Annotated in this window: 26 protein-coding genes, 1 tRNA gene and 3 pseudogenes; 15 read left to right on the forward strand and 15 right to left on the reverse strand. The window is 64.9% G+C overall.

Translation table 11 applies throughout. The features are described 5' to 3' along the window. The first annotated feature begins 172 nt into the window (after positions 1 to 172). From ACVWY3_RS11695 to ACVWY3_RS11705, 3 genes are all read left to right on the forward strand, one after another. Complete coding sequence (locus tag ACVWY3_RS11695) at positions 173 to 1,291, forward strand: IS630 family transposase (RefSeq protein ID WP_456838572.1); 1,119 nt, start codon at positions 173 to 175, stop codon at positions 1,289 to 1,291. Between the two features lie 130 nt (positions 1,292 to 1,421). Next, positions 1,422 to 1,874, forward strand: a complete 453-nt coding sequence (locus ACVWY3_RS11700; protein ID WP_456838573.1) for a VOC family protein — start codon at positions 1,422 to 1,424, stop codon at positions 1,872 to 1,874. Positions 1,875 to 2,168: 294 nt separating this feature from the next. Continuing rightward, on the forward strand, positions 2,169 to 2,807 hold the full coding sequence (locus ACVWY3_RS11705) for a glutathione S-transferase family protein (RefSeq protein ID WP_456838574.1): 639 nt from the start codon (positions 2,169 to 2,171) through the stop codon (positions 2,805 to 2,807). Between the two features lie 127 nt (positions 2,808 to 2,934). On the opposite strand, the gene ACVWY3_RS11710 is transcribed toward ACVWY3_RS11705, so the two are convergent. The 3 genes from ACVWY3_RS11710 to ACVWY3_RS11720 are packed head-to-tail and all read right to left on the reverse strand — an operon-like array spanning position 2,935 to position 3,673. Further along, positions 2,935 to 3,102, reverse strand: coding sequence for a hypothetical protein (locus tag ACVWY3_RS11710; RefSeq protein WP_456838575.1), 168 nt, complete (start codon positions 3,100 to 3,102; stop codon positions 2,935 to 2,937). Positions 3,103 to 3,107: 5 nt separating this feature from the next. Then, positions 3,108 to 3,365 carry a hypothetical protein gene (locus tag ACVWY3_RS11715; protein WP_456838576.1) on the reverse strand — a complete coding sequence of 86 codons (258 nt, stop codon included), beginning with the start codon at positions 3,363 to 3,365 and terminating at the stop codon, positions 3,108 to 3,110. A gap of 53 nt (positions 3,366 to 3,418) precedes the next feature. Next, on the reverse strand, positions 3,419 to 3,673 hold the full coding sequence (locus tag ACVWY3_RS11720) for a PilZ domain-containing protein (protein WP_456838577.1): 255 nt from the start codon (positions 3,671 to 3,673) through the stop codon (positions 3,419 to 3,421). A 228-nt stretch (positions 3,674 to 3,901) separates the two neighbouring features. Between ACVWY3_RS11720 and ACVWY3_RS11725 the strand changes: the two genes are divergently transcribed. After that, positions 3,902 to 3,976: transfer RNA gene (locus tag ACVWY3_RS11725), tRNA-Glu, on the forward strand. 1,981 nt (positions 3,977 to 5,957) lie between these two features. Here ACVWY3_RS11725 and ACVWY3_RS11730 read toward each other — a convergent pair. Further along, positions 5,958 to 6,149, reverse strand: coding sequence for a hypothetical protein (locus ACVWY3_RS11730; protein ID WP_456838578.1), 192 nt, complete (start codon positions 6,147 to 6,149; stop codon positions 5,958 to 5,960). A 109-nt stretch (positions 6,150 to 6,258) separates the two neighbouring features. Between ACVWY3_RS11730 and ACVWY3_RS11735 the strand changes: the two are divergent. The 6 genes and pseudogenes from ACVWY3_RS11735 to ACVWY3_RS11760 all read left to right on the forward strand — a co-directional run. Beyond that, positions 6,259 to 6,464, forward strand: a pseudogene (locus ACVWY3_RS11735) (PilZ domain-containing protein); the annotation flags it as partial. A 51-nt stretch (positions 6,465 to 6,515) separates the two neighbouring features. After that, positions 6,516 to 6,755 (forward strand): hypothetical protein, encoded by a 240-nt coding sequence (locus tag ACVWY3_RS11740; RefSeq protein WP_456838579.1) that lies wholly within the window; start codon positions 6,516 to 6,518, stop codon positions 6,753 to 6,755. 90 nt (positions 6,756 to 6,845) lie between these two features. Next, the gene (locus tag ACVWY3_RS11745) at positions 6,846 to 6,995 is read left to right on the forward strand and encodes a hypothetical protein (protein ID WP_456838580.1); all 150 of its coding nucleotides are present in this window, start codon (positions 6,846 to 6,848) and stop codon (positions 6,993 to 6,995) included. 229 nt (positions 6,996 to 7,224) lie between these two features. Next, a complete protein-coding gene (locus ACVWY3_RS11750) occupies positions 7,225 to 8,262 on the forward strand; it encodes a PrsW family glutamic-type intramembrane protease (RefSeq protein WP_456838581.1) in 1,038 nt (345 codons plus the stop codon). A 68-nt stretch (positions 8,263 to 8,330) separates the two neighbouring features. After that, entirely contained in the window at positions 8,331 to 8,909 is a 579-nt protein-coding gene (locus ACVWY3_RS11755; RefSeq protein ID WP_456838582.1) for an HdeD family acid-resistance protein, read from the forward strand. Between the two features lie 235 nt (positions 8,910 to 9,144). Further along, positions 9,145 to 10,230, forward strand: a complete 1,086-nt coding sequence (locus ACVWY3_RS11760; RefSeq protein WP_456838583.1) for a 3-deoxy-7-phosphoheptulonate synthase — start codon at positions 9,145 to 9,147, stop codon at positions 10,228 to 10,230. A 60-nt stretch (positions 10,231 to 10,290) separates the two neighbouring features. Here the strand turns inward: ACVWY3_RS11760 and ACVWY3_RS11765 are convergent, their stop codons facing one another. The 3 genes from ACVWY3_RS11765 to epmA are packed head-to-tail and all read right to left on the reverse strand — an operon-like array spanning position 10,291 to position 12,747. Then, the gene (locus ACVWY3_RS11765) at positions 10,291 to 10,545 is read right to left on the reverse strand and encodes a hypothetical protein (RefSeq protein WP_456838584.1); all 255 of its coding nucleotides are present in this window, start codon (positions 10,543 to 10,545) and stop codon (positions 10,291 to 10,293) included. Between the two features lie 46 nt (positions 10,546 to 10,591). Then, positions 10,592 to 11,686, reverse strand: a complete 1,095-nt coding sequence (locus ACVWY3_RS11770; protein ID WP_456838585.1) for a lysine-2,3-aminomutase-like protein — start codon at positions 11,684 to 11,686, stop codon at positions 10,592 to 10,594. Further along, positions 11,683 to 12,747 carry an EF-P lysine aminoacylase EpmA gene (gene epmA / locus ACVWY3_RS11775; RefSeq protein ID WP_456838586.1) on the reverse strand — a complete coding sequence of 355 codons (1,065 nt, stop codon included), beginning with the start codon at positions 12,745 to 12,747 and terminating at the stop codon, positions 11,683 to 11,685. The genes ACVWY3_RS11770 and epmA overlap by 4 nt, the downstream gene beginning before the upstream one ends. A 162-nt stretch (positions 12,748 to 12,909) precedes the next feature. On the opposite strand from epmA, the gene efp reads away from it, so the two are divergent. After that, positions 12,910 to 13,476 carry an elongation factor P gene (gene efp / locus ACVWY3_RS11780; RefSeq protein WP_456838587.1) on the forward strand — a complete coding sequence of 189 codons (567 nt, stop codon included), beginning with the start codon at positions 12,910 to 12,912 and terminating at the stop codon, positions 13,474 to 13,476. 45 nt (positions 13,477 to 13,521) lie between these two features. Then, positions 13,522 to 15,124 (forward strand): annotated as a pseudogene (locus tag ACVWY3_RS11785) (M23 family peptidase). Positions 15,125 to 15,143: 19 nt separating this feature from the next. Here the strand turns inward: ACVWY3_RS11785 and ACVWY3_RS11790 are convergent. Further along, positions 15,144 to 15,647 carry a cupin domain-containing protein gene (locus tag ACVWY3_RS11790; protein ID WP_456838588.1) on the reverse strand — a complete coding sequence of 168 codons (504 nt, stop codon included), beginning with the start codon at positions 15,645 to 15,647 and terminating at the stop codon, positions 15,144 to 15,146. Between the two features lie 21 nt (positions 15,648 to 15,668). After that, positions 15,669 to 16,149, reverse strand: a pseudogene (locus ACVWY3_RS11795) (carboxymuconolactone decarboxylase family protein). Positions 16,150 to 16,203: 54 nt separating this feature from the next. Here ACVWY3_RS11795 and ACVWY3_RS11800 point away from each other — a divergent pair. Further along, positions 16,204 to 16,734: a MarR family winged helix-turn-helix transcriptional regulator gene (locus tag ACVWY3_RS11800; RefSeq protein ID WP_456838589.1), complete on the forward strand. Its 531-nt coding sequence runs from the start codon at positions 16,204 to 16,206 to the stop codon at positions 16,732 to 16,734. Positions 16,735 to 16,768: 34 nt separating this feature from the next. Here the strand turns inward: ACVWY3_RS11800 and ACVWY3_RS11805 are convergent, their stop codons facing one another. Both ACVWY3_RS11805 and ACVWY3_RS11810 read right to left on the reverse strand, forming a co-directional pair. Beyond that, positions 16,769 to 16,957, reverse strand: a complete 189-nt coding sequence (locus ACVWY3_RS11805; RefSeq protein ID WP_456838590.1) for a hypothetical protein — start codon at positions 16,955 to 16,957, stop codon at positions 16,769 to 16,771. Between the two features lie 83 nt (positions 16,958 to 17,040). Next, a complete protein-coding gene (locus ACVWY3_RS11810) occupies positions 17,041 to 17,292 on the reverse strand; it encodes a hypothetical protein (protein ID WP_456838591.1) in 252 nt (83 codons plus the stop codon). A 265-nt stretch (positions 17,293 to 17,557) separates the two neighbouring features. Here ACVWY3_RS11810 and ACVWY3_RS11815 point away from each other — a divergent pair, with 265 nt between their 5' ends. Continuing rightward, a complete protein-coding gene (locus tag ACVWY3_RS11815; protein ID WP_456838592.1) occupies positions 17,558 to 18,787 on the forward strand; it encodes a lytic murein transglycosylase in 1,230 nt (409 codons plus the stop codon). Positions 18,788 to 18,847: 60 nt separating this feature from the next. Here the strand turns inward: ACVWY3_RS11815 and ACVWY3_RS11820 are convergent, their stop codons facing one another. From ACVWY3_RS11820 to recJ, 3 genes are all read right to left on the reverse strand, one after another. Next, positions 18,848 to 19,645, reverse strand: coding sequence for an aldolase (locus ACVWY3_RS11820; protein ID WP_456838593.1), 798 nt, complete (start codon positions 19,643 to 19,645; stop codon positions 18,848 to 18,850). 96 nt (positions 19,646 to 19,741) lie between these two features. Then, positions 19,742 to 20,551: an SDR family NAD(P)-dependent oxidoreductase gene (locus ACVWY3_RS11825; protein WP_456838594.1), complete on the reverse strand. Its 810-nt coding sequence runs from the start codon at positions 20,549 to 20,551 to the stop codon at positions 19,742 to 19,744. A gap of 65 nt (positions 20,552 to 20,616) precedes the next feature. Next, positions 20,617 to 22,458: a single-stranded-DNA-specific exonuclease RecJ gene (gene recJ / locus ACVWY3_RS11830; protein WP_456838595.1), complete on the reverse strand. Its 1,842-nt coding sequence runs from the start codon at positions 22,456 to 22,458 to the stop codon at positions 20,617 to 20,619. Between the two features lie 284 nt (positions 22,459 to 22,742). Between recJ and ACVWY3_RS11835 the strand changes: the two genes are divergently transcribed. Next, positions 22,743 to 23,819 carry a methyl-accepting chemotaxis protein gene (locus ACVWY3_RS11835; protein ID WP_456838596.1) on the forward strand — a complete coding sequence of 359 codons (1,077 nt, stop codon included), beginning with the start codon at positions 22,743 to 22,745 and terminating at the stop codon, positions 23,817 to 23,819. A 107-nt stretch (positions 23,820 to 23,926) separates the two neighbouring features. Here the strand turns inward: ACVWY3_RS11835 and ACVWY3_RS11840 are convergent, their stop codons facing one another. Continuing rightward, positions 23,927 to 24,913, reverse strand: a complete 987-nt coding sequence (locus ACVWY3_RS11840; RefSeq protein ID WP_456838597.1) for a helix-turn-helix domain-containing protein — start codon at positions 24,911 to 24,913, stop codon at positions 23,927 to 23,929. Positions 24,914 to 25,174 lie beyond the last annotated feature (261 nt).

The following is a 25,174-nucleotide window of genomic DNA, read 5'->3' on the forward strand; positions in this document are numbered from 1 at the left end:
ATCGGGCAAGGCGTGCCGCCGGCCGCTTCGGCTCAACCCTATTGGAACGGAACGGGCGCGCCCGCGCAGCGGCGGCGCTAGTGTCCTGAGTCACAAGTTCGCAATCGTAGATTCGCAGTAGATTCGCGTCGCTGTGCCAGAGATGGCGGCTGTAACAGCGACGGAGGATCTGATGTCGGCCCAGCGGCTTGCGCCCCTGATATTGAGCGATGATGAGCTTGCCGAACTTCAGTCGCTGACGATGCGGCGGAAAACGGCGCAGGCGCTGGCTCTGAGAGCCCGGATCGTGCTGACCTGCGCGGAAGGCGGTCAGAACAAGGAGGTGGCGGCCAAGCTAGGCCTGGAGCGGGGAACGGTAGGCAAGTGGCGGCAGCGTTTTGTAGAGCAGCGCGTGGCCGGGCTGCACGACGAGCCGCGTTCCGGGGCGCCGCGCACCATTGACGATGCCCGCATCGAAGCTGTGATCGTGCGGACGCTGGAAAGCTGCCCCGAGAACGCCACTCATTGGAGTTCTCGGGGCATGGCGAAGGCCAGCGGCCTGTCGGTGTCAACGGTGCAACGCATCTGGCGGGCCTTCGGGCTCCAGCCGCACCGGCTAGAGACATTCAAGCTCTCCACCGATCCGAACTTCGTCGCCAAGGTGCGCGACGTCGTCGGCCTTTACGTCTCGCCGCCGGCACACGCCATCGTTCTGTGTGTAGACGAAAAGTCCCAAATCCAGGCGCTGGACCGCAGTCAGCCGATGCTGCCGATGCGTCCCGGTCAGCCGGCTCGAAGGAGCCATGACTACAAAAGGCACGGCACCACATCGCTGTTCGCCGCTCTCGACATTGCGACCGGACGGGTCATCGGCAAATGCTACGGACGCCACCGAGCCGCCGAGTTCCGCAAGTTCCTCGACGAGATCGAGGCCGCCGTACCGGGCGAACTCGACGTCCATCTCGTCATGGATAACTATGCAACGCACAAGACGCCGCTGATCCGGAAATGGCTAGCCAAAAGGCCGCGTTGGCATGTGCACCTGACCCCGACCAGTTCGTCATGGCTCAATCAGGTCGAGCGCTTCTTCGCGCTCCTTACCGATAAGAAGATCAGGCGCGGCGTCTATCGCAGTGTCGCTGCCCTCAGGGCGGACATCACCTCGTTCATCGAACGACACAATGCCGATCCGAAACCATTCCGATGGACCAAGTCCGCTGACGACATCCTTGCTTCCATCGAGCGCTTCTGCCGATACAATGCCCCGGCACAAAACGGACCAATGTTGCGAACTTCTGGTTCAGGACACTAGCGCCTCAACGTAGCGCCTCTGAGAGCGGCCCCTGCCCTTTGTCGCATTTTGCTGCTAATTGATGCTCCCGCCGGTCCGGCCCAAAGCAAAACCCTCTGCAAAACCCTCTGAATGTCAGGGAGCAACAACCATGCGATACCTCCACACCATGCTGCGCGTGCGCAATCTCGATGCCGCGCTGAAGTTCTACCGGGATGCGCTTGGATTGACGGAGGTGCGGCGGATCGAGAACGACAAGGGGCGCTTCACGCTGGTGTTCCTGTGCGCGGCGGACGATCTCGACGCGCTGAAAAACCAGCCCAAGACGCGCGGCGCCCCGCTGGTCGAGCTCACCTACAATTGGGACGAGGAGACATACGGCGAGGATCGCTTCTTCGGCCATCTCGCCTATGAGGTCGACGACATCTACGCGACCTGCGAGAAGCTGCAAAAGGCCGGCGTCACCATCAACCGTCCGCCGCGCGACGGCAACATGGCCTTCGTCCGCTCGCCGGACCTGCACTCGATCGAGCTCTTGCAAAAGGGCGAGCCGAAGCCGCCGCAGGAACCCTGGGCCTCGATGCCCAACACCGGCCATTGGTAAGGCACCTCGCCCAGGAACAAGCCCTCGCACCTGGGATTGTCCCTCCGACAGAGCAATCGGAGGAGAACGCAATGGGACGAGGTATCTTGCTGTGGCTGCTGGGCGTGCCGATCCCGGTGATCATTCTGTTATGGCTGTTCTTCGGCCATTAGAGGCGCGACCATAACATTTGCCACGAAAGCTCCGCCTCGGGCGGAGCTTTTTGCATGAGGGGCGCGCCGCAAGCGCCGTCCTCCACGACGCGAAATTCCGTTATCACCCGCACAAATCGACCACGCCGCGGGAGCAAGCTCGATGCCGGACCAACAGCTGACGATCTGGGGCCGTGCCAATTCGGTCAACGTGCAGAAGGTGCTGTGGTGCCTCACCGAGCTCGGCCTGCCCTTCGAGCGGATCGACGCCGGCATGGCGTTCGGCAAGACCCGCGAGGCCGAGTATCTCGCGATGAATCCCAATGCGCGGATCCCGACGCTGGTCGAAGGCGACTTCGTGTTGTGGGAGTCCAACTCCATCCTGCGCTATCTCTGTCTCGCGCATGGGCGCGGCACGGCGATCTACCCCGAGGCGCCGAAGAGCCGCGCCAGCGTCGACCGCTGGCTCGACTGGACGTTGTCGACTGTGCAGCCGGTCGATCGCCCGGTGTTCTGGGGCATCGTGCGCACGGCGCCCGCCGAGCGCGACATGATCCAGGTGCAGCGGGATGCCGATGCCGCCGCCGAGGTCTGGGCCATCGCCGACCGCCATCTCGCCACGCGCCGCTTCATGGAGGGCGATCAGTTCACGATCGCCGATATCGCGATCGGCTGCTATGCGCGGCGCTGGCTCGGCGTCGAGGGCATCACCCGCCCGGCCCAACCGCACCTGACGCGCTGGCTCGCCGAGCTCGGCAAGCGCAGCGGATTTGCGCAATTCGTCGCACCGCCGATGTCGTGAGCCGGCGGCGCGGCTCAAAGCCTGCCGGGGCCACGCTGAATCGGCCTCCCCGCGCAAGCGGGCGGCGTCACGCCGGAGGCCTGACGGCTACTGTGCATGGGGTTGCTTTCGCAGTTTTGTTTGGCGTCTAGCGCCAGCCGCGCTCGACCAGCACCACGCAGATGATCAGCACCAGCGTCACCACGGCCGTGGCAAGCTTCGCCGGCCAGCTCAGGCCGCGCCCGACCCACCACAAGAGCGCACAATACATCACGAACGGGAAGACGATCTCGGGCCGCAGCAGATCCGGCACCATGCCGACTACCGCCGCACCGTGGTCTCGACGCTGACCGCACCGCCGATCTTCACGCAGGTCCCGGTCGCCTCGACCATATGGAAGCCGCGTCCATAGGAGGCGCATGAGCCCGCCTTCGCGCTCCCGCCGGTGCCCTTCAGCGGGAGCGTCTTGGTCGCCTGGGGCGGCTCGGTGGGCGGCAGGCGCAAGCCCTCCGCAGCGGTGGCGGACGTGGCCAGCAGCGAGACCAGCAATGGGATCAGGACGAGCGGCGGCGTGCGCATGCCCTGTTCTAGCCCGGACCGGCGCGGCGCGCCATCCGGCGCGCCTAGCGGGATCAGAGGAACCTGACGCCGGCCGACTTGCCGCGGCGCCAGACCACCTGGCAACTCCGCCCGGTGCGCGCATCGCGGGCGAACGCCATCCGGATCACGCCCGGCAGCTGGCTCGCATCCTCGTCCAGCGTGATCTTCGCACCCGACTCCGAGATGTCCTGGACCAGGCAGCGCCGCGCGGCGAATCCGCCGTCGAGCGTGATCCAGGCATGCTGCGACAGCAGCTTGCGGGCTGCGCGCTTCTTCGGCTGAGGCATCGGCTTTAAGATCTCCCATTCCAGCGCTATCTCAGGGAACCCTAAGAAACCGTTGAGATCGGCCCCAAATGATCCTGGAGCCGGCGCTATCCACCGCTTCGGACATCCCGTTCCCGAACGGCTTGCCCGGCGGCGCAAAGGCCACTATACGTTCGCCCGCTGCACGCCGCCGGGCCTGACTCGGTCGGCCAGCGGCCGTGCCGCGAAAAGCGGCGGGGCGCTGCGTTTGCTCCCTTCGTCTATCGGTTAGGACGCCACCCTTTCACGGTGGAGAGAGCGGTTCGATTCCGCTAGGGAGCGCCAACTAAATCAATCATTTAGCTCTCAGTCCCGCTGCCGTGTCCAACACAGGGCCAATAAACGCGCATGGACTGAGTCGGCTGCCGCCGGGAGGTCGTCATGATGACGACCATCGCTGTCGCTCTTGTCGCGCAGTTGTCCTTGCGGCCCGCATATTCAGGTTTCCAGACTGATGCACCCACGCCGAGCGCACTCATTGTTCCAGGTCGCAAAAAACGGCCCCGGCACAACCCGCCGGAGCCGCTGTTGGAGGCCTCGACAGTAATGGGGCGCCGCCGAGGCATGCCGAGGTGTAGGGTGATTCGGCAATCGGGTCTGTATCCCTTTGGATATAAGCGGCGCCCTTGAGCGCTCTCTGCGTGACCACCACACGCTGCTTTTCCAGACCCACGGGCGCAGTATGATGCCCGAGTAGCCAGTCACAGGTTTACCTTGGAGTGGCACCGTGACGCGTAACCTCGTAGCTGCGTGTGTGGTCGTAGCCTTGATAATCATGGCCTCGATTGGCTTCGCTCAAAAGCGCCATGAATGTTGGAACGGACACGTGCTAAAAAATTGGCGGCACGGGCACGCGCTCATAACCCGTGAGCCCTGCGGATCTGCTAGCCCCTCCATATAGAACCGCTGCCGTCGGATCTTCTCCACACCCACGAGGCGCAGTAGCTCGCGCGCGTTCAGAGCCACCAGTAAATCGAAAATTTGCGAGGTGCTTGCGATGCCGCTTTGATGGCGGCATGCCTCGCCCTGTCCGACGCCACACGCCAACGCACGCCGATGGTCGGCCGCTTAAGTTTCGGCGAGATGCGCGAGAGGGCCTACGCGGGATCCTGATCTAGTGCCATTGCGGCCATCACGTCGCGCTGAGTGCCGATCGTTGGCCTGACGATGTTCGGCTGTCCGATCTCGAGCCGCGTTTGTCTGCCAAGACTGCGGATCACGCGGGCCGATGTCCAGCCCGACTTCGAACGAGGCAATCAGCGGCTTGCGATCGCGGTCCGCCAAGACGCGGGCTGAGGCGGCCCGAGCGCTGCTCTGTTTGTTTGAGCACACTGGCCGAGGTTCCCGCCAGGAACACGGCCAGAGATGCGTCCATTTTTCCCTGGGTGATTCACATAACCGTAGGAATAGGCGTGGCGTACTTGTTAGGGGCATCAGGAGGACTGCTCTTGACTGACAGCGCCGCGCCTCGGAACAGATTTCTCGTTCGCATGGGAGGCCTCGGTTGGATGGTCTACGATCGTGAGCGCAAAGGCCCGGCGGTGGTCGGGACCGAGTTCGCAGCCAATCTGACGAAGGAGCAGGCAGAGCGAGCGTACGAAATCCTCACTGGCTCCCCACACCAACCCGACGCTGAGAAAGGCCCGCCAGCGTGAATTGGCGGGGTCTTGTATTTCACCGCCTTGCCCTGCAGAAGCGGCCTGTCCATCAACTCAGTTTGGTTTCCCGGCTCAGCCACTCGTCCAGCTCCTCGGGATCAATTCGCCAGGAAGGCGACACGCCCTCCGCCGTTCGAGCCGCCAGCCGGTACCCTTTCCGACGGAGCTTGGCCGCCAAATTCTTCGCGCTTGCCTCGTCGCTACACTCCACGGACATGCCTCCGTACACGACGACCCACTTGGAGGGTGGCTTGCGTTTCTCGGGGTGTCGTCGCCTCGAAAAGTGGCGCATGACCATGAACCCCAAAATGCTAAACCTTCAGAGTTTAACCATCATTAGACACCCTGTTGAGATGTTTCGCAAAGAAAAGCAACCTCAGTGCGATTATGCCGCATGCACGCCCCAGTTGTGACTGCCAGCGCGAATAGAATGTACGGATTAACTCCAGCGATTTGGTCCACGTCATCAGCCCGAGTACAAGCCCGCCAGCGTGAACCGGCGGGCCTCGCCCAATCAGTTTGCGCGCGCGCCGGGCTCGAGCTCCATCCTCGCCAGTCGGCTATCCTCAAGCCCTGTCGAGCATGTCCCAGGATCAGCGCACCTAGCGTCACCATGCCAAGACGGCTTCTTCAAGCACCGCGTCGTGAAATTGTGCCCAGTAAAAATCCGCGTCGGTCATGTCCAAGCCAGCAAGCTCGGCAAACATCATGTCGCGACCTTCCTGCATCGTCCCGGCGAGCGAGCGGTCGCCGGGTGGGAGACGAACCGTGCGGTCCGCAGGTTCATGCCCTTCCGGCAAGACGTCGCCAGTATCGTCAGATGTGCAGCCATGCAACTTCGTCGTGCGATCTGACGCTCACGTTCGATCCTGCCTTTTTGGCCAGCCGCGGGCCTCGGCACGAACCTGCCCGCCGGCCGGAACCGCGTTGGCGGTCGGCGCCTGCGTCGGGCGCGTGATCCGCAAATTCGACCACGGCTTTGCGGTCAAGTTCGCCGAAAGCAGCAGCGGGACGACCTCGTCCGGCTGATCCTTCGCCCTTGCCGCACTCCGCCTGAGCGGGGTTACGGCTGCGGCTGCCCTAGAGCGGCCCCAATGCGGGATCAACTTTTGTAGGTCTGCGCCTTTGGCCGGACGACATTTGCGGACTTGCGATCGGGGGACCGGATGGCAGTCAACAAGATCACCTGGGACAGGGTCGGCCGGGTCACCGAGCCGGGCCGCTACATGTACACTTTCGGCTGGCTCACCATCACCGCTGGCGATCTCGCGATCTGGCAACAATATCCGCAGGCCGCGTTCACGCTGCTCGCGCAACCGTCCGAGCCGGCCGAGGCCGTCGGCGAGGAATTCCATCTCGGCGCCTTCGACATCGCGCCCGACGCGCCGCCGTTCACCACGCATTGAGCGTGGCGAATGCCTGACGCGCCTCACACGTCCGCAAGCGCATGCGGACGAAGCGGAAGCGCGTGGCACGGGGGTTACTTTATCATTGCCATGATCCAGATCCCTGCCGTCGACCAGGCCTTCCTGCTGCTCCTCATCGTCTCCTGCCTCGGCACGTGCCTCGTACGCGCCTTCTGGGAGCTGGAGCAGGTGCGGACCCGCCGGATTGCGTCGCCCTCGCGCGGGCGCGACGAAGCGTGACTGGACCGGCCTGCCGGCCACCTGTCCTCTCAAAGGCGACGAACCTCTCGCTATGGATGACGAACAGGCTCCGTCATGCAATTGATTGCGCTTGGATTCCAAACATTCGCGGCGGCACGTATGAATGGAGGCTGCAGCGGTCGTTAAGCGAACCGACAGCGAGCGCATGACACATGGTCGCATCGGTGGACGTAGCTAAGCGGATCAAGGGAACTTATTTTCGACGCCGATGTACCTGATTGAAGCGTTACCCACCGTGATCGGAACGGCCGCCATCGCCCCGGCGCTGCTGATGCTATGGCTCGTTATTGCCGCCGAGGAGCGGCCGGGACCGCCGGCCCAGGTCTGGACCGCGTTCCTGCTTGGTGCCGCCAGCATTTCGCTGCTCGGCCTTGCCCGCGCGCCCTTCGCCAAGATGGTTGCGGCTCCAGACAATCCCTGGGCAGCGCTGGCGATGCATTCGGTGTTCGGCGTGGCGCTGCCCGAGGAGGCGGTCAAGGTCATCGCCATCGTGCTGGTCTCTTCGACCAAGCGGCGCACCTTTGCCAATCCGATGGACACGGTGGTCTATGGTGCCGCGGTCGGTCTCGGCTTCGCCGCCTACGAGAACCTCGCTTATCTCGTGCAGCATGCCGAGATGTGGCGCTCGCTCGCCGCCTTGCGCAGTGTGCTGACCGTGCCGTTCCACGGCGCGCTCGGCATCATCGCCGGCGCTTATCTCACGATCGCCCGGGCCGGCACGGCGCTGGGCGCGAACCGTCACCATCGCGACTGGGCGCGTCTCTCCAGCCGCCTCCTGATCTTCGCTGGGCCCCTGGCGCTGCATTCGGCTTTCGACTTCCCGCTGCTCACGCTCCAGCGCATGCCGGAGCTCGATCCCAGCTTGCGGATGTGGCTCGGCGGCGCGAGCCTTCTGATCGGCTTCAGCTCGATCGCCTTTGCCGTCCGGCTGGTCCGTCGGGTTGCACGCCATCATGCGCCCCGAACTGACATTGCGCGGGAGCGACTCAGCCAGTTGCGGCGGATGTGGGCGCTGCTGCTCGCGGGTGGCGGCGTTGGCTTCCTTGGCCTCGCCTTCGTGCTGACCTCGATCCACCACTGGCTGATCAATCCCGAGCGCAATCTGACGCTGGCGCTGATCCCGATCGGCTTCGTCTCGATCCTGCTCGGCCTTGCGCTTCTGGTTGTCACAACGGCGATCTACATTCTCGGCCGCAACCGCATCCGCACCAGCGGCGAAGGCTTTTCGTCGGCGCCCGGCGGTTAGTCGCGGGATCGCAAGCGTGATGTACGCGTCCTAAATTGAGCGCACAGCTTTCAGTCTGGAGCCTGCCGATGACATCGCCCGAAGATCTTTCACGGCTGCAATCCGCCATGAGCCGGACGGTGAAGGCGCATTGGAAGGCTTTCCTGTTCGAAGGCATCCTGCTCGCCGTCCTGGGTATCGCCGCGCTGGTTGTCCCGCCACTCGCCAGCCTCGCGATCGCGATCATCCTCGGCTGGATGTTCCTGGTCAGCGGCATCGGCGGGCTGATCGTGACCTATTGGGCGCGCGCCACGCCGGGCTTCTGGTGGTCGCTGATCTCCGCCGCCCTCGCCTGCCTCGCCGGCATGCTGCTGCTGGCCCGCCCGATGCAGGCGGTGCTGACGCTGACCATCGTGATTGGCGCCTATTTCCTTGCCGAAGGTGTCGCCACCATCATGTACGCGTTGGAGCACCGCCGCGAGCCCGGGGGCCGCTGGTCGTGGCTGATGATCTCCGGCCTCGTCGACATCGCGATCTCGTTCATGGTGATCACGGGCCTGCCGAGCTCGGCGGAATGGGCCATCGGCATTCTCGTGGGTATCAATTTGCTGTTCGGCGGCGCCACCCTCATCGGCATGGCGCTGGCGGCGCGCAACAGCAACACCTGAGGTATCTCGTCACGCGGCGCGCCGTTTTGGGGGTGACAACCCGCCGATGACGCGCTATATGGCCTGCCATGATCACCGTCGCCACCAGCTATTTTTGGTACTTTAGCTACGACAGCTCGCTGGCGGCGGGAGGATCGCGCTCAATCTGAAAAATTGCAGCAAACGTCCGAACAAGCCGCCAGACCTGGCGGCTTTTTTGTTGGCCGGCAGGTTCTAAAACAGACAGGAGCCCGCCGTGCTGAGCACGACCGACGATCTTCGTATCCGTGAACTGAAAGAGCTGAGCACGCCGGAAGAGGTGATGCGAGAAGTTCCGCGCACGCTCACCGCAACGCGTGTGGTGATGGCGGCGCGCAACGCCATCCATGCCATCCTCACCGGCCAAGACGACCGCCTGCTGGTCGTGGTTGGCCCCTGCTCCGTCCATGACCCCAAGGCCGCGCTCGACTACGCCGAGCGCCTGGCCAAGCTGCGTGAGGACCTTGCCGACCAGCTCGAGATCGTGATGCGGGTCTATTTCGAGAAGCCGCGCACAACCGTCGGCTGGAAGGGCCTGATTAACGATCCCGATCTCGACGGCAGCTTCGACATCAACAAGGGCCTGCGCCTGGCGCGCAACGTGCTGTCGGCCGTGAACAATCTCGGCCTGCCGGCCGGCGCCGAATTCCTCGACATGACCACGCCGCAATACATCGCCGATCTCGTGTCCTGGGCCGCGATCGGCGCGCGTACGACCGAGAGCCAGATCCATCGCGAGTTGGCGTCGGGGCTGTCCTGCCCGGTCGGCTTCAAGAACGGCACCGACGGCAATGTGCGGATCGCGGCGGACGCGGTGAAGTCGGCCTCGCATCCGCATCATTTCATGGCGGTGACGAAGCTCGGCCGCTCGGCGATCGCCTCGACCGCGGGTAACGAGGACTGCCACGTCATCCTGCGCGGCGGAGCTAAGCCGAACTACGACGCCGCAAGCGTCGCGGCGGCCTGCAACGAACTGGCGAAATCCGGCGTCGCGCCGCTGGTGATGGTGGATGCGAGCCACGCCAATTCGAGCAAGAAGCCGGAGAACCAGCCGCTGGTGATGGCCGACATTGCCGCTCAGATTTCCGGCGGCGAAAACCGCATCATGGGCGTGATGATCGAGAGCAATCTCGTCGCCGGGCGTCAGGACGTGGTGCCGGGGAAGCCGCTCACCTACGGCCAGAGCATCACCGACGGCTGCATCGACTGGGCAACCACGGCAACCGTGCTCGAGCAGCTCGCCGACGCGGTCGAAATCCGCCGCAACACCCAGCGCGCGGGCCTGCACGAAAGGACGGCCTGAGAATCGAGGCTAGATTGGTTCGCCCTTTCACCTCTCCCCGATGGGGAGAGGTGAAAGCAATCAGCAGCCGCGGCAGATGCTCTTGATCTTCTTGTCGAGCGCCGCGTCTTCCTTGTTCACGGGATTGTTCGGATCGCTCAGATTCTTCTCGTTCGGCACGTCGCTCGCGCGCGGCTGCCTGTGACCGACCGGCGCGGGCAGCACGCCAGAGCCTGCCGATTGTCCCGACGTTCCGGTGCCCTTGCTCCCGGTCTGCGCAAAGCCTGCGCTGCCGAACGCCACCAGGAGTGACATTGCCACGACGATTTTTCTCATTTCCGCCTCCAATCCTAAAGTCCCGCGCGGCTCGCATCTCACCTGCTCAGGTTTCGGGCGGATAGAGATGAACGTCGCCACAATAATCCACGATACGATAGCGCGTTTCGGCTCGCGCATCACCCGCATCGGGTGCGGTATTTTGTGCCGGCAACACGTAATTCGGTCCGACCGGAGACTTGCCCGCGCCGCCGGGAATATCGATGACATAGTCGGGCTGACACAGCCCTGACACCCGCCCGCGCAACTGCCGCATCAAAGCCTGCCCCTCGGCCAGCGTCGTTCGCAAATGCACGGTGCCCGGCGCGAGATCGCCGTGATGCAGATAATACGGCTTGATCCGGCATTCGACGAACGCTCGCATCAAATCGGACAAAGCGGCGACGTTGTCGTTGACGCCGCGCAAAAGCACGGACTGGCTGACCATGGGAATGCCGGCATCGACGAAGCGCGCGCAAGCGGCGCGGGCGTCTTCCGTAAGCTCGCGCGCATGGTTGGCATGCAGCGCAACCCAGGTGGTCGCGCCCGGAACCTTCAGCGCTGCGACCATCTCCTCGCTGATGCGTGCGGGATCGGCCACGGGCACGCGGGTGTGGAGGCGGATGATCTTGACGTGATCGATCGCGGCAAGATCGGCCATGATCTCGCTCATCCGGCGCGGCGACAGCATCAAGGGGTCGCCGCCGGTCAGGATCACTTCCCAGATCTCGCTGTGCGAACGGATGTAGTCGATTGCCGCGCGGTAGGCGCTGTCCGACAGCGCGTTCTCCTTGCCGGGGCCGACCATCTCGCGGCGGAAGCAGAAGCGGCAATAGACCGCGCAGACGTGGACGAGCTTGAACAGCACGCGGTCGGGATAGCGATGCACGATGCCCGGAACTGGCGAGTGCGGGTGATCGCCGATCGGATCGGCGTTCTCGCCCGGCTGCATCTCGAGCTCTGCGGCGGTCGGAACGAACTGCCGCGCAATGGGATCGTCGGGATCGGCTGGATCGATCAGCTCGACCAGCGCCGGCGTGATCGCGATCGCATAGCGCGCGGCAACGCGCTCGAGCGCTCGCAGCGCCGCGGCGGGTGCGAGGCCTTCGGCCACGAGCTCGGCCGGCTCGCGCAAGGTACGTGCAAGATTGGTCTTCGTCATCTCTCGCTTAACGCTTCTTCTGCAGGCGGCGTCCACACCACCTGATCAATCCGTGTTGCGCCGCTCGCCAGCATCACCAGCCGGTCGAAGCCGAGAGCGACCCCACTCGCCTCCGGCATTGCGGCAACCGCGGCCAGAAACTCCTCATCCAGCGGATAGGCCTCTCCATAGCGGCGCTGCTTCTCCGCCATTGATTCCGTGAAGCGCTTGCGCTGCTCCTCGGCGTCGGTCAGTTCGCCAAAGCCGTTGGCGAGCTCGACGCCGCAGCCATAGACCTCAAAGCGTTCCGCGACCCTGGGATCGCTAGCTTTCACCCGCGCCAGCGCCGCCTCTGGAGATGGGTATTCGAACAGGACGGTTAAACGTCCCTGCCCCAGATGCGGCTCGACATGCTCGACCAGGACCTTGCTGAAGATGTCCGACCAGGTGTCATCCTCGGCGACACGGACCTTGCCGGCCGCCGCCTGTGCGAGCGCGGCACGGTTACCTTCGGCGCCTGAGATTGTCGACAGCAGGTCGATGCCGGCGAAGTGCTCGAAAGCGCCCGCAACCGTCAGAAGCTCCGGCTCGGCGAAGGGGTCGGCGGTCCGGCCACGGAACGAGAAGGCCTCGATCCCGGTCGCCTGCGCCGCGCGGGCGATAACGACCACGGTGTCGGCCATAATGGCGTCATAGGGGGCACTGGCCCGGTACCATTCCAGCATGGTGAATTCGGGTAAATGCAGATCGCCGCGCTCGCGGTCGCGGAATACCCGGGCGAGCTCGAAGATTCGGGGCTCCCCGGCCGCCAGGAGCTTCTTGCAGGCAAATTCCGGTGAGGTTCGCAAGTATCGAGGCGCCCGGCTGCCGTCGGGACGCATGATCTCGGTCCGGGGCGCATGCAGATGGGTCTCGTTGCCCGGAGAAACCTGGAGGACGGAGGTTTCGACCTCCACGAAGCCTTGCTCGGCGAAAAAGCCCCGTATTGCGCCGGTAATGGCTCCCCGCGCCTGGAGGAACGGCCGACGGTCGAGATGCCGCTCGGGCGACCAAAACGGCGAAATCGGCTTGTCCCCAGCCATCAGCCGTCCGCCTTGGCCGTGAGCAAAAGGCTGGCATCGAACGGCAAAATCAGTATGTTGCGGCCCGAAACGGGCGCCGAGGTCCGATTTGAGGCCCCAACTCCCCCATCGATTTGACCACGTCCTGGCCGATGCCGGGCCAAGCAAGCAGGAAATACAGCTTTGAGAGTCATCGCCAGTTCTATTCGCAAGGGCAACGTGATCGAGCAAGACGGCAAGCTTTATGTCGTCGTGAGCGCCGAGAACATCCATCCTGGCAAGGGCACCCCGGTCAGCCAGATCGAAATGCGCCGAATCTCGGATGGGGTAAAGATCTCCGAACGGTACAAGACCACCGACCAGGTCGAAAAGGCCACCATCGAGGAGCGGAACTACACCTACCTCTATGAAGACGGCGACGGCTTCCATTTCATGAACCCGGAAACCTACGACCAGGTCCAGGTGCCGAAGGACGTCGTCGGCGATGCCGCCGCGTATCTTCAGGAGAGCATGACCGTCAAGCTGTCGATGCACGACACCAACCCGGTGTCGATCGCGCTGCCGCAGCGCGTGACGCTGGAAGTGGTCGAGACCGAGCCCGTGACCAAGGGCCAGACCGCCTCGTCGTCGTACAAGCCGGCGGTGCTCTCCAACGGCGTGCGGACCACCGTGCCGCCGCACATCACGGTCGGCACCCGCGTCGTGGTCATGACCGAGGACGGCTCTTACGCAGAGCGCGCCAAGGACTAAGCGACAGGCCGGGGATCGGAACGGGTACCGCCGGGGGGCGAGGCAGTGGGTAGGAAGAGCTTCGGCGTCGTCTCGCTTCTTCTGGCGCCGCTTTCGCTCCTCATCACCCCGCCGCTCGCGGCGGACGAATTCCGCAGCCCCTCGCTCACGGCCCTGCGCGTCGACTGGCGCGCAGCGCTCGACCAGTTCCGCACCGAGATCGGCAGTCGCCCGCAGATCGCGGGCGACTTCATTTTTGCGCCGCGTCGCTCGGTGCCGCGCTACGATCGCCGCGCGATGCCGGCACTGGTGCAGCTTAACGCAGTCTCTTCGCAGTTCTTCACCGGCATCGCTCGCAGCTCCGTGCCCGTGCTGCTGCCGTTCGATACAGCGGCTTACCTCGAGGCGCAGCGAAGCGGCGCACCTGCGAGCCTGTCGCCGTCGCGCTTCCAGGCTGATTTCAATCCCGTCGATCTGTTCGATGCCGGCCCGGCCGGTTACAGCGCCACGTTCTCGCTCGAGCCCGGCGCTGGCGACGGCATGCCGAGCCGCGTGTTCGCGAGGCCCGTCGAGGTGCAGATCACGGGCTCGGCCCTGATCTACGACATCGCCGATCCATCAGGCGGCAAGGGCGAGCCGGTCAAGCCGCTCGCGGCAACCTATCCCGACCTGCGCAGGTTCATCCGGGAAGGTTACGTGCGTTACGCCTTCACGCGCTTCGGGGTCGCCTATGTGGTGTCGATCCAGTGCCTCGACAGCGTCCCCAAAGCCGCGGCGGCTCGCCTGCAAGGAAGCCTATCCCGTCGCCGAGCGCTTCCTGAAGGCGCTGCGCGTCGCCGGCGGCCAGCGCATGCGGCCGCTGGCGGACATGGCCTCTGGCGTCATCGATCGCCCCGCGGCGCGCTCGGCGGACTTCAGCTATCGGCCGAGCGGCGAAATCATCCCGAACACCAGCTATCGCAACAGAGGTGGTCATCCCGACGCGATGGCCTATGCGCAGATCCGTTTTCCGCTGGAGAAGGCGCCCGCCTTCGTGCGCTCGCAGTCCTACGCCAAGCGCGACAAGAACGACGGTGCAACCGCTTATCCCTGGCGTGACAATTTCTGCGAGTCCCGAAGTTTCGAGGTCTGGCAATGCGCCGGCGGTTACGGCCATCAGGGCGAGGACATCCGCGCGGCCGCCTGCCCGGCGCCCGGCGAAGGCGGCGCGCCCTGCGATCCCAAGCAGCGCGGCGTCGTCGCGGTTCGCGACGCCATCGTGATCCGCGGCGCCAAGGACCAGGCCGTAACGCTCGAGGTCAACAGCCGGACCGAGCATATCCGCTTCCGCTACATGCACATGAACCCGCAGGTGCTGACAGCGGACGGCATGCTCAATGGGCGCAACGTCACCGAAGGCGAGAAGATCGGCGTGGTCTCGAACTATCTCGACCATCCCGCCGGCACCTCGATGCATCTGCATTTCGACGTGCAGGTGTTCACCCGCGACGGCTGGATCTGGGTCAGCCCTTACGTCACGCTTGTGTCCGCCTATGAACGCCTAATCCGCGGCCGCGGCCGCGAGGTCGGCCCGGAGATCGCGGGCACGCCGCAGCCGGTCGCGCATGCCTTGCCGGACGACGTGGTCAAGCCGGACCTACGCGAAGGCGCGACCGGCGAGGAGAATTGAGCGGCCGCGTCTTTACCGATCACTCCAGATATGTCGTCAGCTGCGCGCCCTCGTCCGCAACGAACACCGCGATCAATTCCGCCGGCTCGGTGGCGCTGGCATTGGCCGAGACCAAGTGGGTGGAGCCCGGCGGCTCGAAGAAGGACTGACCGACGCCGAACGTCTCGACCGGGCCGCCACCGAGCTGGGAGCGGATCTCTCCCTTGGTGATGTAGGCGGTGACGGATCCCGCATGGCGATGCGGCCGCGAGAAACCGCCGGGGCCGTAGATCACGCGCACGATGGTCACCCGCTTGCCCGGCACATTGGGCAGCGCGTAAGAGCCGATCGGCTCGACCTTGTCGAGCGGCGAACTCCCCGCGGCGGTGGCGCAGAGCGGCGCCAATGCGCCGGAAACAGTGTCCATCGTCAGCGGCAGGGCCTTGCCGATCGCGAGCGCGCAGGCAAGTCCGCCAACGACTGCCAGAGCCGTCGCGCGCGATGGCACCGGGCGCGGCGTCGCGATCAAACTCATTGCTGTCATGGCAATCTCCCCTCGTTGCGATCAGGATGCTGCAGCATGCGCCACGACCGGCCGCTTCGCCGGCGTCCAGCGAATATGCTGCGCCAAAACGGTTCCAGACGTTGATCGAGGCGACCGCCGAGGTCAGGTACGTCAACTCCGTCTCGGAGAATTCGCGGCTCGCCTCCGCATAGACGTCTTCGCTGACACCGTCCGGCAGCAAGGTCAACGCCTCTGCCCAGGCGAGCGCCGCGCGCTCACGCGCGGAAAAGATCGGCGCCTCGCGCCAGACCGCGACCAGATGGAGCTTGTCGGCGGGCACGCCGATCCGCTCCGACAACAAGACGTGATGCTGTACGCAAAAGGCACAGCCATTGACCTGCGAGGCGCGCAGCTTGACGAGCTCGAGCAGCTCCTTGTCGAGGCCGGCCTTGGCCGCCACCTGGCCCAAAGCGAGCACCAGATCATACGCATCGGGCGCGATCCGCTTGAAATCCTCGTATTCACTGCGGGCGTGTGACATCGCCGTTCATCCCATGCTATTATAAGAGTACTTGTATCTTATAAGAGCTCTTATATGTCACGCAAGGCTACCGCCATCACAAGATCGAAAACGGCGCGCAAGACCGCCACGTCTGCCGACGACGATGCCGTAGGGGTGCCGGGCCCCGGCGAGGGCAAACGCGGCGAGCAGGGTTATCTCGGCTATCTCCTGCGCCAGGCTCACGCCGCGGTTCGCCTGACGATGGAGCGGACGCTGGCGGATCTCGGCGTGACGTCGCCCCAATTCGCGGTGCTGACCATGCTCAACGCCTATCCGGGCCTGTCGGGCGCCGACGTCGCCCGCCTCACCTTCCTGACGCCGCAGACGGTCGGCGTGATCATTCGCAATCTCGAACGCGACGGCGCGATTGTGATGACGCCGCATCCCATCCATGGCCGCATCCAGCAATGGACGCTGACGCAGCGCGGCGCGACACTGCTGAAGGCGTGCCGGGAACGCGTGATTGCGCTGGAGAAGCGTCTTGCCAGCGGCCTCGATGCCAAGACCGAGGCAAGCATTCGCCGGTGGCTCGCAGGGATTGCAACGGATCTGCAGGAGGACTAGCCGCACAACGCTCGCAGCATCACGGGGGCACGATCTAGTCGCCGCCTCCGCCGTCCCCGCCGCCGTCGTCACATCCGCCGGCATCGGAAAAATCACCGCCGATGCCGCCATCACCCTGAATGCCGCGGCCAAAATTCTCGACGGGGATCATCATGGCCACGAACGCCAGTCCGCCGGCGAATGGCCAGGGATTGGCGCAGATGATGCTGAACAAGTCCCGCACACGCACAGTTTGCGCAGACGGAAACGAACCGACAGTGAAGCGGCAGTCCAAAGTTGGGGTATCCCCGGCCGCGCAAGGACGGTCTAGTCGCCCTTCAACACTTTCTTAACCTCACCGTCGGGCCAGGTCTCGTCCGCCGAGATCACCCGCACGCGGCTTTGGTCGGCTTCATTCACCAGCACATGCGAGCTCACTCGGTCGCGGCATCGCTCCAGGTGCAAATCCGTCTCGGGCTTCCAGCTCAGCGTCGTCGCGAGATCGCCGGGGAAAATCTGCCACCGCGATCCGTCGTCCAGTTCGACGACATGGCTTTCCGCATGCGCGCGTATCTTCATTCCACCTCAAATGCTTGGTGAACAGATTGATTTCATGGGCCCACGTTACGCTGGCACCAACCGATCGACAGGAACGCCGAGTTCATCGGCGAACACGCGTGCCGCTATCGCAGTAACCATGGCGGCGGCAATCAAACTTCCCCTTCTCTCATCATGATCGTGCGGAGGGAATGCGACAGCGCGACAGTTTGTTCCGGGCGAGTGGGCTGTTCCCGGCGTTCCCGGAACCGACTCACATGCGCCATTTTCCGGCTAGAATGACCCCATGAAACAAGCTGATTCCTTGTCCCCTCACAGCCGCCGCACCCTGCTGAAATCCGCGCTCGGTGCAGCCGCCCTGCTTGCATCGCCTGCGCATGTGCTTGCGGCGCCTCCGGGCTTCGACGAATGGCGCGAGAATTTTCGCGCGCGCGCCATGGCCAAGGGCATTTCGGCCGCGACATGGCAGCGCGCGATGGCACGAGTCGAGCCCGACATGAGCGTGTTCAGGCAGATGCGGAACCAGCCCGAATTCCACGAGCAGGTCTGGCAATACATCAATCGCCGCGTCTCGGACTGGCGCATCATCAACGGCAAGATCGCGCTGAAGAACAACGAGGCGCTGCTCGCGCGGATCGAGCGCGACTTCGGCGTCGAGCGCGGCACGCTGCTGGCGCTGTGGGGCGTCGAATCCGCCTACGGCGATCCTCTGGTGCAGCAGAACCACATGACGCCGGTGTTTCCCTCCCTCGCCGCGCTCGCCTGGAATGAGCCGCGCCGCAAAGCCTATTGGGAGACCGAGCTGATCAACGCGCTGCGCATCGTCGACAAGGGCTGGAGCACGCCGGAAGAGATGCGCGGCTCATGGGCCGGCGCGATGGGACATTCGCAATGGATGCCGGAGGTCTGGCTCAATGTCGGCATCGACTATGACGGCGACGGCAAGGTCTCGCCGTTCGGCAAGCCGGATGACGCGCTGGGCTCGACCGCAAAATACCTCGTCAACCGCGGCAAATGGCACCGCGGCGAGCATTGGGGCTACGAGGTGCGCGCGTCCGGCGAGATGAGTGGCAGCCGCACCTATGCGGCGTGGCAGGCGGCCGGGGTCACCCGCGCTGATGGCCAGCCGTTCCCGCAGCCGAACGCCTCCGCACAGATGTGGACGCCGGTCGCGGGCGGGCCAACGTTCCTGCTCGGACCGAACTTCTATTCGGTGAAGAGCTACAATCCCTCGATGAACTATGCGCTGGCGATCTGCCATCTCGGCGACCGCTGCCTCGGCGCGCCGCCCTTCATCCAGCCTTTCCCCGGCTCCGAGCGCGCGCTGACGCTTGCCGAGGTGCAGGAGATGCAGACGCGCCTGACCAAGGCCGGGTTCGACACCGGTGGCACCGACGGCCGCGTCGGCAACGACACCATGAAGGCGATCAAGGATTTCCAGCAGCGCGCCGGGATCACGCCGGCAGATGGATATGGCGGGCTGAAGGTGCTCGCAAGGCTGCGGCAGGGGCCGTAGAGCTGACTCCGTCGTTCCCGGCCGCGCCACTTGGCGCCAGCCCGGAATGACAGCCTACTTTCAGTGCCGGTACTGCGGCTCTTCTGCATCCAGCTGCCGCCGGATCGCGGCGAGATGCAGCCGCGCGGATTCGGAATCGCCCTCGCGCATCTGCCGGTAGGTCTCGGCCGCGATCGCTGGATCGACTGGCAGCACCTTGCGTCCCGTCGACATCGCCAGCACCTGCACCTCGGCGGCGCGTTCGAGATAATAGAGATCGTCCCAGGCTTCCGCGATGGTCGGCGCCAGCACCATTACGCCATGATGCTTCATGAAGACGATGTCGGCTTCCCCGACTGCGGAGGCGATGCGCGCGCCCTCGCGGCTGTCGAGCGCGAGGCCGTTATAGTCGCGGTCGACCGCGGTGCGGCCGTAGAATTTCAGCGCGGTCTGGCCGGCCCAGATCAGGGGATCGCCCTCGGTCATCGACAGCGCCGTGGCATAGGGCATGTGGGTGTGGAAGGCGACCTTGGCGCGCGGCAGGCGCTTGTGCATCTCGGCGTGGATGTAGAAGGCGGTCGCCTCCGGCACGCCCTCGCCGTCGAGCACATTGCCGTGGAAGTCGCAGATCAAGAGTTTTGACGCGGTCAGCTCGCGGAAGGCGTAGCCATAGGGGTTGACGAGGAACAGATCGTCATGGCCCGGCACCACGGCCGAGAAGTGGTTGCAGATGCCCTCCTCAAAGCCGTTGCGTGCGGCCATGCGGAAGCAGGCGGCGAGGTCCTCGCGCGCGGTGCGGATGGCATCGGTGGCGAGATCCGGCCGGTTCGAGCGGGCGCGCTCGGGCGCGGACGAAGACGAATGAAGGCTGTGCGCCATGTAGAAAGACACCTTTGTCGGTCGGAAGCTCCCAGCGTTCTACAGGGGCTGCGCCTGCGCGTCAGCCCCTGCGACCGCCACCCTGCCCTGCGCGTCTCACGCTCGACGCGGCACGCCGCCGGCGTTCATGCCGCCATCGATCACGAGCTCGCTGCCGGTGACATAGCGTGAGGCGTCGGAGGCCAGATACAGCACGCCCGAGGCGATCTCCGCCGCCTGGCCGGCGCGGCCAAGCGGAGTTGCGATCTTGGCGCGTTCCTCCGGATCGATCGGCGCATTCTGGCCGGCGCCAGTGGCACCGGTCGGAATCTTGCCCCAGATCGGCGTGTCGATGATGCCGGGATGCACCGAGTTGACGCGGATGCCGTCGCCAGCGGCGGCGCACTCCATCGCGATCGACTTCGCGAACAGCCGCACGCCGCCCTTGGTCAGCGAATAGGCCGACAGGCCGGGCGCACCGCGCAGGCCGGCGAGCGATGACATCATGACGATCGAGCCGCCGCCGGTCTTGCGCATCAGGGGCAGGCAGTGCTTGACCGAGAGAAACACCCCGTCGAGGTTGATCGCATTTTGCTTACGCCAGTCGGAGAGCGTCATGTCGACGATCGAGGGCACGGCAATGCCGATGCCGGCATTGGAGACCATGATGTCGAGCCGGCCGTAGCGCCTTGCGATCTCGGCGACGATCTCGATCCAGCGCTCCTCGCTGGTGACGTCTTGCTCCAGGAAGATCGCCTTGCCGCCGGCTTTTGTCACGCGCCTGGCGAGTTCTGGCCCGCGCAGCTCGTCGATGTCGGTGATGACGACCGTGGCGCCCTCGCGCGCGAACAGCTCGACGATGGCCTCGCCGATACCTGACGCGCCGCCCGTCACAAGCGCGATCTTGCCCTCAACCTGCCCCGCCATGTTCACTCCCATTCTTGTTGTTTGAGCGGTCTATTTTTGACGCATGATCTCGTCCGGATCTTGCGTTATCTGATCACGGACGGCCCCTGGTCCGGTAGCGCAACGTCGAGAACGCGGAATTGCACCCGCTCGGCGCCCTGATAGCGGTCGACCGACAGCGAGCCCGCGACATGCAATTGCTGGCCGCGATTGGCGAGTAGCGCATTACCGAGCTTCTGGCCGACCGCGCGGAATGCGATGCCGTTGACGATCGAACCGTCGCCCGACTTGAAGCGCAGCCTCAAATGCGCCTGGCCGACCTCGTCGGCAAAAACAAGCTGATGCCCCGGCAGCGCCAGCACCGGCTCTGGGTTGCCGCTGCCGAATGGCCCGGCGCGGTTGAGCGTCGTCGCCAGCTCCGCCGTCACCGCGCGCGCGGAGACCGCGCCGTCGATATCGAGCTCGTTGACGTGACGCGCTTCGGCGACCTCCTGCGCCAGCGCGCTCTCGAGATAGGCGCGGAATTCGGCGAGCTTCTCTTTCCGTAGCGTGACGCCCGCGGCCATCGCGTGGCCGCCGCCCTTCAGCAAGATGCGGTCGCTCACGGCCTGCCGCACCGCCTTGCCGAGATCGACGCCCGCGATCGAGCGGCCCGAGCCGGTGCCGATGCCCCCAGGCTCGAGCGCGATGGCGAAGGCAGGCCGCGAGAACTTCTCCTTCAGGCGCGAGGCAACGAGACCGACCACGCCGGGATGCCATCCCTCGGAGGCCGTGACGATGACGCCGAGCTTGTCCTCCAGCCCGATCGAGGCAAGCGCCTCGGCTTCGGCCTGCGCTTCCGCAGCCTGCTCGATGATGCGGCGCTCGCTGTTGAGGCGATCGAGCTCGGCCGCGATCCGTGCCGCCTCGATGCTGTCAACTTCCAGCAAAAGCCGCACGCCGAGATCGGCGCGGCCGATACGGCCGCCGGCATTGATGCGCGGGCCCAGCATGAAGCCGAGATGCCAGGCTTCCGGCGGGCCGTTGAGACGGGCCACGTCCATCAGCGCGGTGTGGCCGACATGGTCGCGCCGCCGCATCGCGATCAATCCCTTGGCGACGAAGGCGCGGTTGAGGCCGATCAGCGGCGCGACGTCGGCGACCGTGCCGAGCGCGACGTGATGCAGCATGCCCAATAGATCGGGCTCGGGCATCTCCGCATTCCAGAAGCCGCGCTGGCGCAGCTCGCGATTGACTGCGACCAGCGTCACCAGCACGAGGCCGACGGCGGCGAGATGACCAAGCCCTGAGAGATCGTCGAGCCGGTTCGGATTGACCAGCGCATCGACCTCCGGCAGTTCGTTGCCGGCCTGGTGATGGTCGATCACGACGACGGACATGCCGAGGCGTTTTGCTTCGGCGAGCGGCTCGATGCTGGTGGTGCCGCAATCGACCGTGACGAGCAGCGTGGCACCCTTGGCCGCCAGGGCGCGCACTGCTTCGACATTGGGGCCGTAGCCCTCAAAAATGCGGTCGGGGATGTGGATCAGCGGATCGAGCCCGCAATGGCGCAGGTGCCAGGCCAGCAGCGCCGCCGAGGTCGCGCCATCGACGTCGTAGTCGCCGAAGATCGCGACCTTCTCCCCCCTCGCCGCCGCATCCGCGATCCGCTTTGCGGCCGCCTCCATCTCCGTCACTGTGAAGGGATCCGGCATGAGTTTCCGGATGGTCGGGTCGAGGAAGTCGGGGACCGCGTCGATGTCGACGCCGCGGCCCGCCAGCACCCGCGCGAGCAGCTCCGGCAACTGGTGCCGCTGCACGATGGCAAGCGCTTTGGCCGCCCCGCGCGCGTCGAGCCGGTCGCGCCAGAGCTTGTCGGTGAGCGAGCGCGCGACCCCCAGGAACGCCTGGGGCGCTTCGACGGGCAAGGCTATGGCAGGCGGCGTCATGACGAGGCTGTCGGTTGGGGAACTCTGATTCCGGGTGATCACGCTGGCCCGGTACTGGCTTTTGGGGATTGGCCGGGAAACCCCGGCGATTTGCAACGGCCGGGCTGCACAAAGTGGTGGATGGCCGGCGGGGCAGGCCGAAGTGACTATCATTTGGGCAATCCGCGGAATAGCAAATTAAGCAGGCGTTAGGCGGAATCCCCGAAAAAGAGTTGTATTCGATCTGTGAATTGTTGTTCCGGGTTCATTGCAGATCAGGCCTCATTGCCAAGGGAAGATCCCCGATGTCTGCTGCGCTGGGTCGCAAAGCCAAGCCCGCTTCCAACGAACCCGCTGACGACGATTCCGACATCTCCGCGCTGATCAACCGCCTGACCGCGGAGGTCAACCAGATCGCGGTCGACAAGACCAAGGCGATCCAGCAGATCACCAACCAGATGAAGATGCTGGCGCTGAACGCGCTGATCGAGAGCTCGCGCGCCGGCGCGCAAGGCGCGGGCTTCGCGGTGGTGGCGCAGGAGGTGCGCGGCGTCGGCCAGCAGGTCGAGACCATCGCACGCGAGCTCGAGACCCAGCTGACGAAGCGCACCGGCGATCTCGTCTCCTCGATCGACCGCATGAGCCAGCGCTCACGCGGCGAGCGCATGGTCGACCTGTCGCTCAATGCAGTCGAGCTGATCGACCGCAACCTCTATGAGCGCACCTGCGACGTGCGCTGGTGGGCGACCGATTCCGCCGTCGTCGATTGCGCGGCCTCGCCGGCTCCGGCGGCCGTCACCAACGCCTCGCAGCGGCTCGGCGTCATCCTCGGCGCCTACACCGTCTATCTCGACCTCTGGCTCTGCGACCTCGACGGCAACGTCATCGCCAACGGCCGTGCCGACCGTTTTCGTGTCGCCGGCCAGAACGTCGCCCACACCAAATGGTTTCGCGAGGCGCGCACCCTTCGCTCCGGTGACGATTACGTCGCCGGCGATGTCGAGAACCAGCCGCTGCTCGGCAATGCCCAGGTCGCGACCTATTGCGCCAGCGTGCGTGCCGGCGGCGAGGCCCACGGCGCGCCCATCGGCGTGCTCGCCATCCATTTCGACTGGGAGCCGCAGGCTCGTGCGATCGTGCGGGGCGTGCGCGTCGGCGACAGCGACAAGGCCCGCGTGCTGCTCGTCGATTCGAACCTTCGCGTGATCGCCGCCTCCGATGGCCAGGGCATTCTCAGCGAGCGGATCTCGCTCGCGCTGAACGGCCAGCGCTCCGGCTTCTATCACGACCGTAGCGGCGCCCTGATCGCCTTCCACGCAACGCCGGGCTATGAGACCTATCGCGGGCTCGGTTGGTACGGCGTGATCGTTTGCGGGGCGTGAGCGAACGCCGACCGGTTCAAGGCAAACCGCGAAAACAACCCCATGCACAGTAGCGGGGTCCGTTGTTTTCATTGGTGTTTTACGCGCCCTCGATCGGCGTTGACACGTCAGGCCCTGGCGGTGCCGGCTCCCTGTGCCCGCAACGCGGCAATTCCAAGCGTCTGCGACGGGCGCTCCCCAAACACTGCAAAGTAATATTGGGCGAACCGGCCGAGCTCGTAAAAGCCCTGCTCCATCGCGACCGCCGCCACGGTGGTTGAGCCGGGCGCGCTCTGGCGCAGGATGGAATGAACGGCGCAGAGCCGCTTGTGCCGAAGGAAACTGACCGGGCCGAGGCCGAATACCTCCTGAAAGGCGCGGTGCAAGGTGCGCCGCGACACGCCCAGCGCCGCGCAGATTTCCGACACATGCACCGGGCGCGTGCCGGCTTCGTCGAGATAGTCCTCGACCCTGCGGATCAGCCGTCGCGCCGAAGGCAGCCAGCCGCTGTGGTCGGGCGGCAGCGACGACATGACGTTGGCCGCCATGCATTCGACGATCGCTCGTTTCCAGAACTCGGCAGTCGAGGGCGTCAAGCCGTCCTTGTTCGTCCGCAGATGCGACATGATGCGGATCAGGCGACGCGAAGCGATCGCACCGGTCTCGGGATCCGCCCGAAAATGGCCGCGGCTGCGCCAGGTGTCGGGATCGTTCAGCCGCGCCTCGCCGCCGAACAGTGAGGCAACCGCATCGAGGTCGAGGCGCATCGCGGCGTAAGCGGAGGCGCCGTGGAAGACGCCATCATGCTCGATCAGCGGCGGGATCACGAGCACGTCGTTGAGCTGCATGTCGAACGACCAGTGCACAACGCGCTCCTCGGCCGCAAGCAGCATCCCGATGATCAGCTTGTCGTCGCTGGAGACGCGCTGCGTGCGCATGCCGACGTTGAAGGCGCCGATGCTGAGCGAGAAGTCACCGATACCGACATGCGATAACGTTCCGTGCAACCGTCCGCGTCCGAGCTGCATCACGTCGACATGCGAGCCGTGGACGGCCTGGTGAAGTCCCTCGAAACCGTCGAGCTTGCGCGAATCAACCAGAAGGAATTGCCCCATGGCCGTACTCTGTTACTCAAGCGCGACAATTCTGCGGCACGCCGCGGCAAAATACTACCACGACGCGAGGCGGGTGCGACAAACAGAGTTCGCGTTTTGAGGCAAATCATCCCCGAATCTGATGTGAGGCATTCCCAAATCGTGCTGCAGATGGAGGACTTTGCGACATTGGTCATTAAGTCTCACCAGACGCTCCCGCGTAGTGGCACAAACTGCACATCACAGCAGGCCAATCTTCCGTTACCGTTTGCAACCTTAGCG

This window comes from Bradyrhizobium sp. USDA 4486, assembly GCF_054057995.1.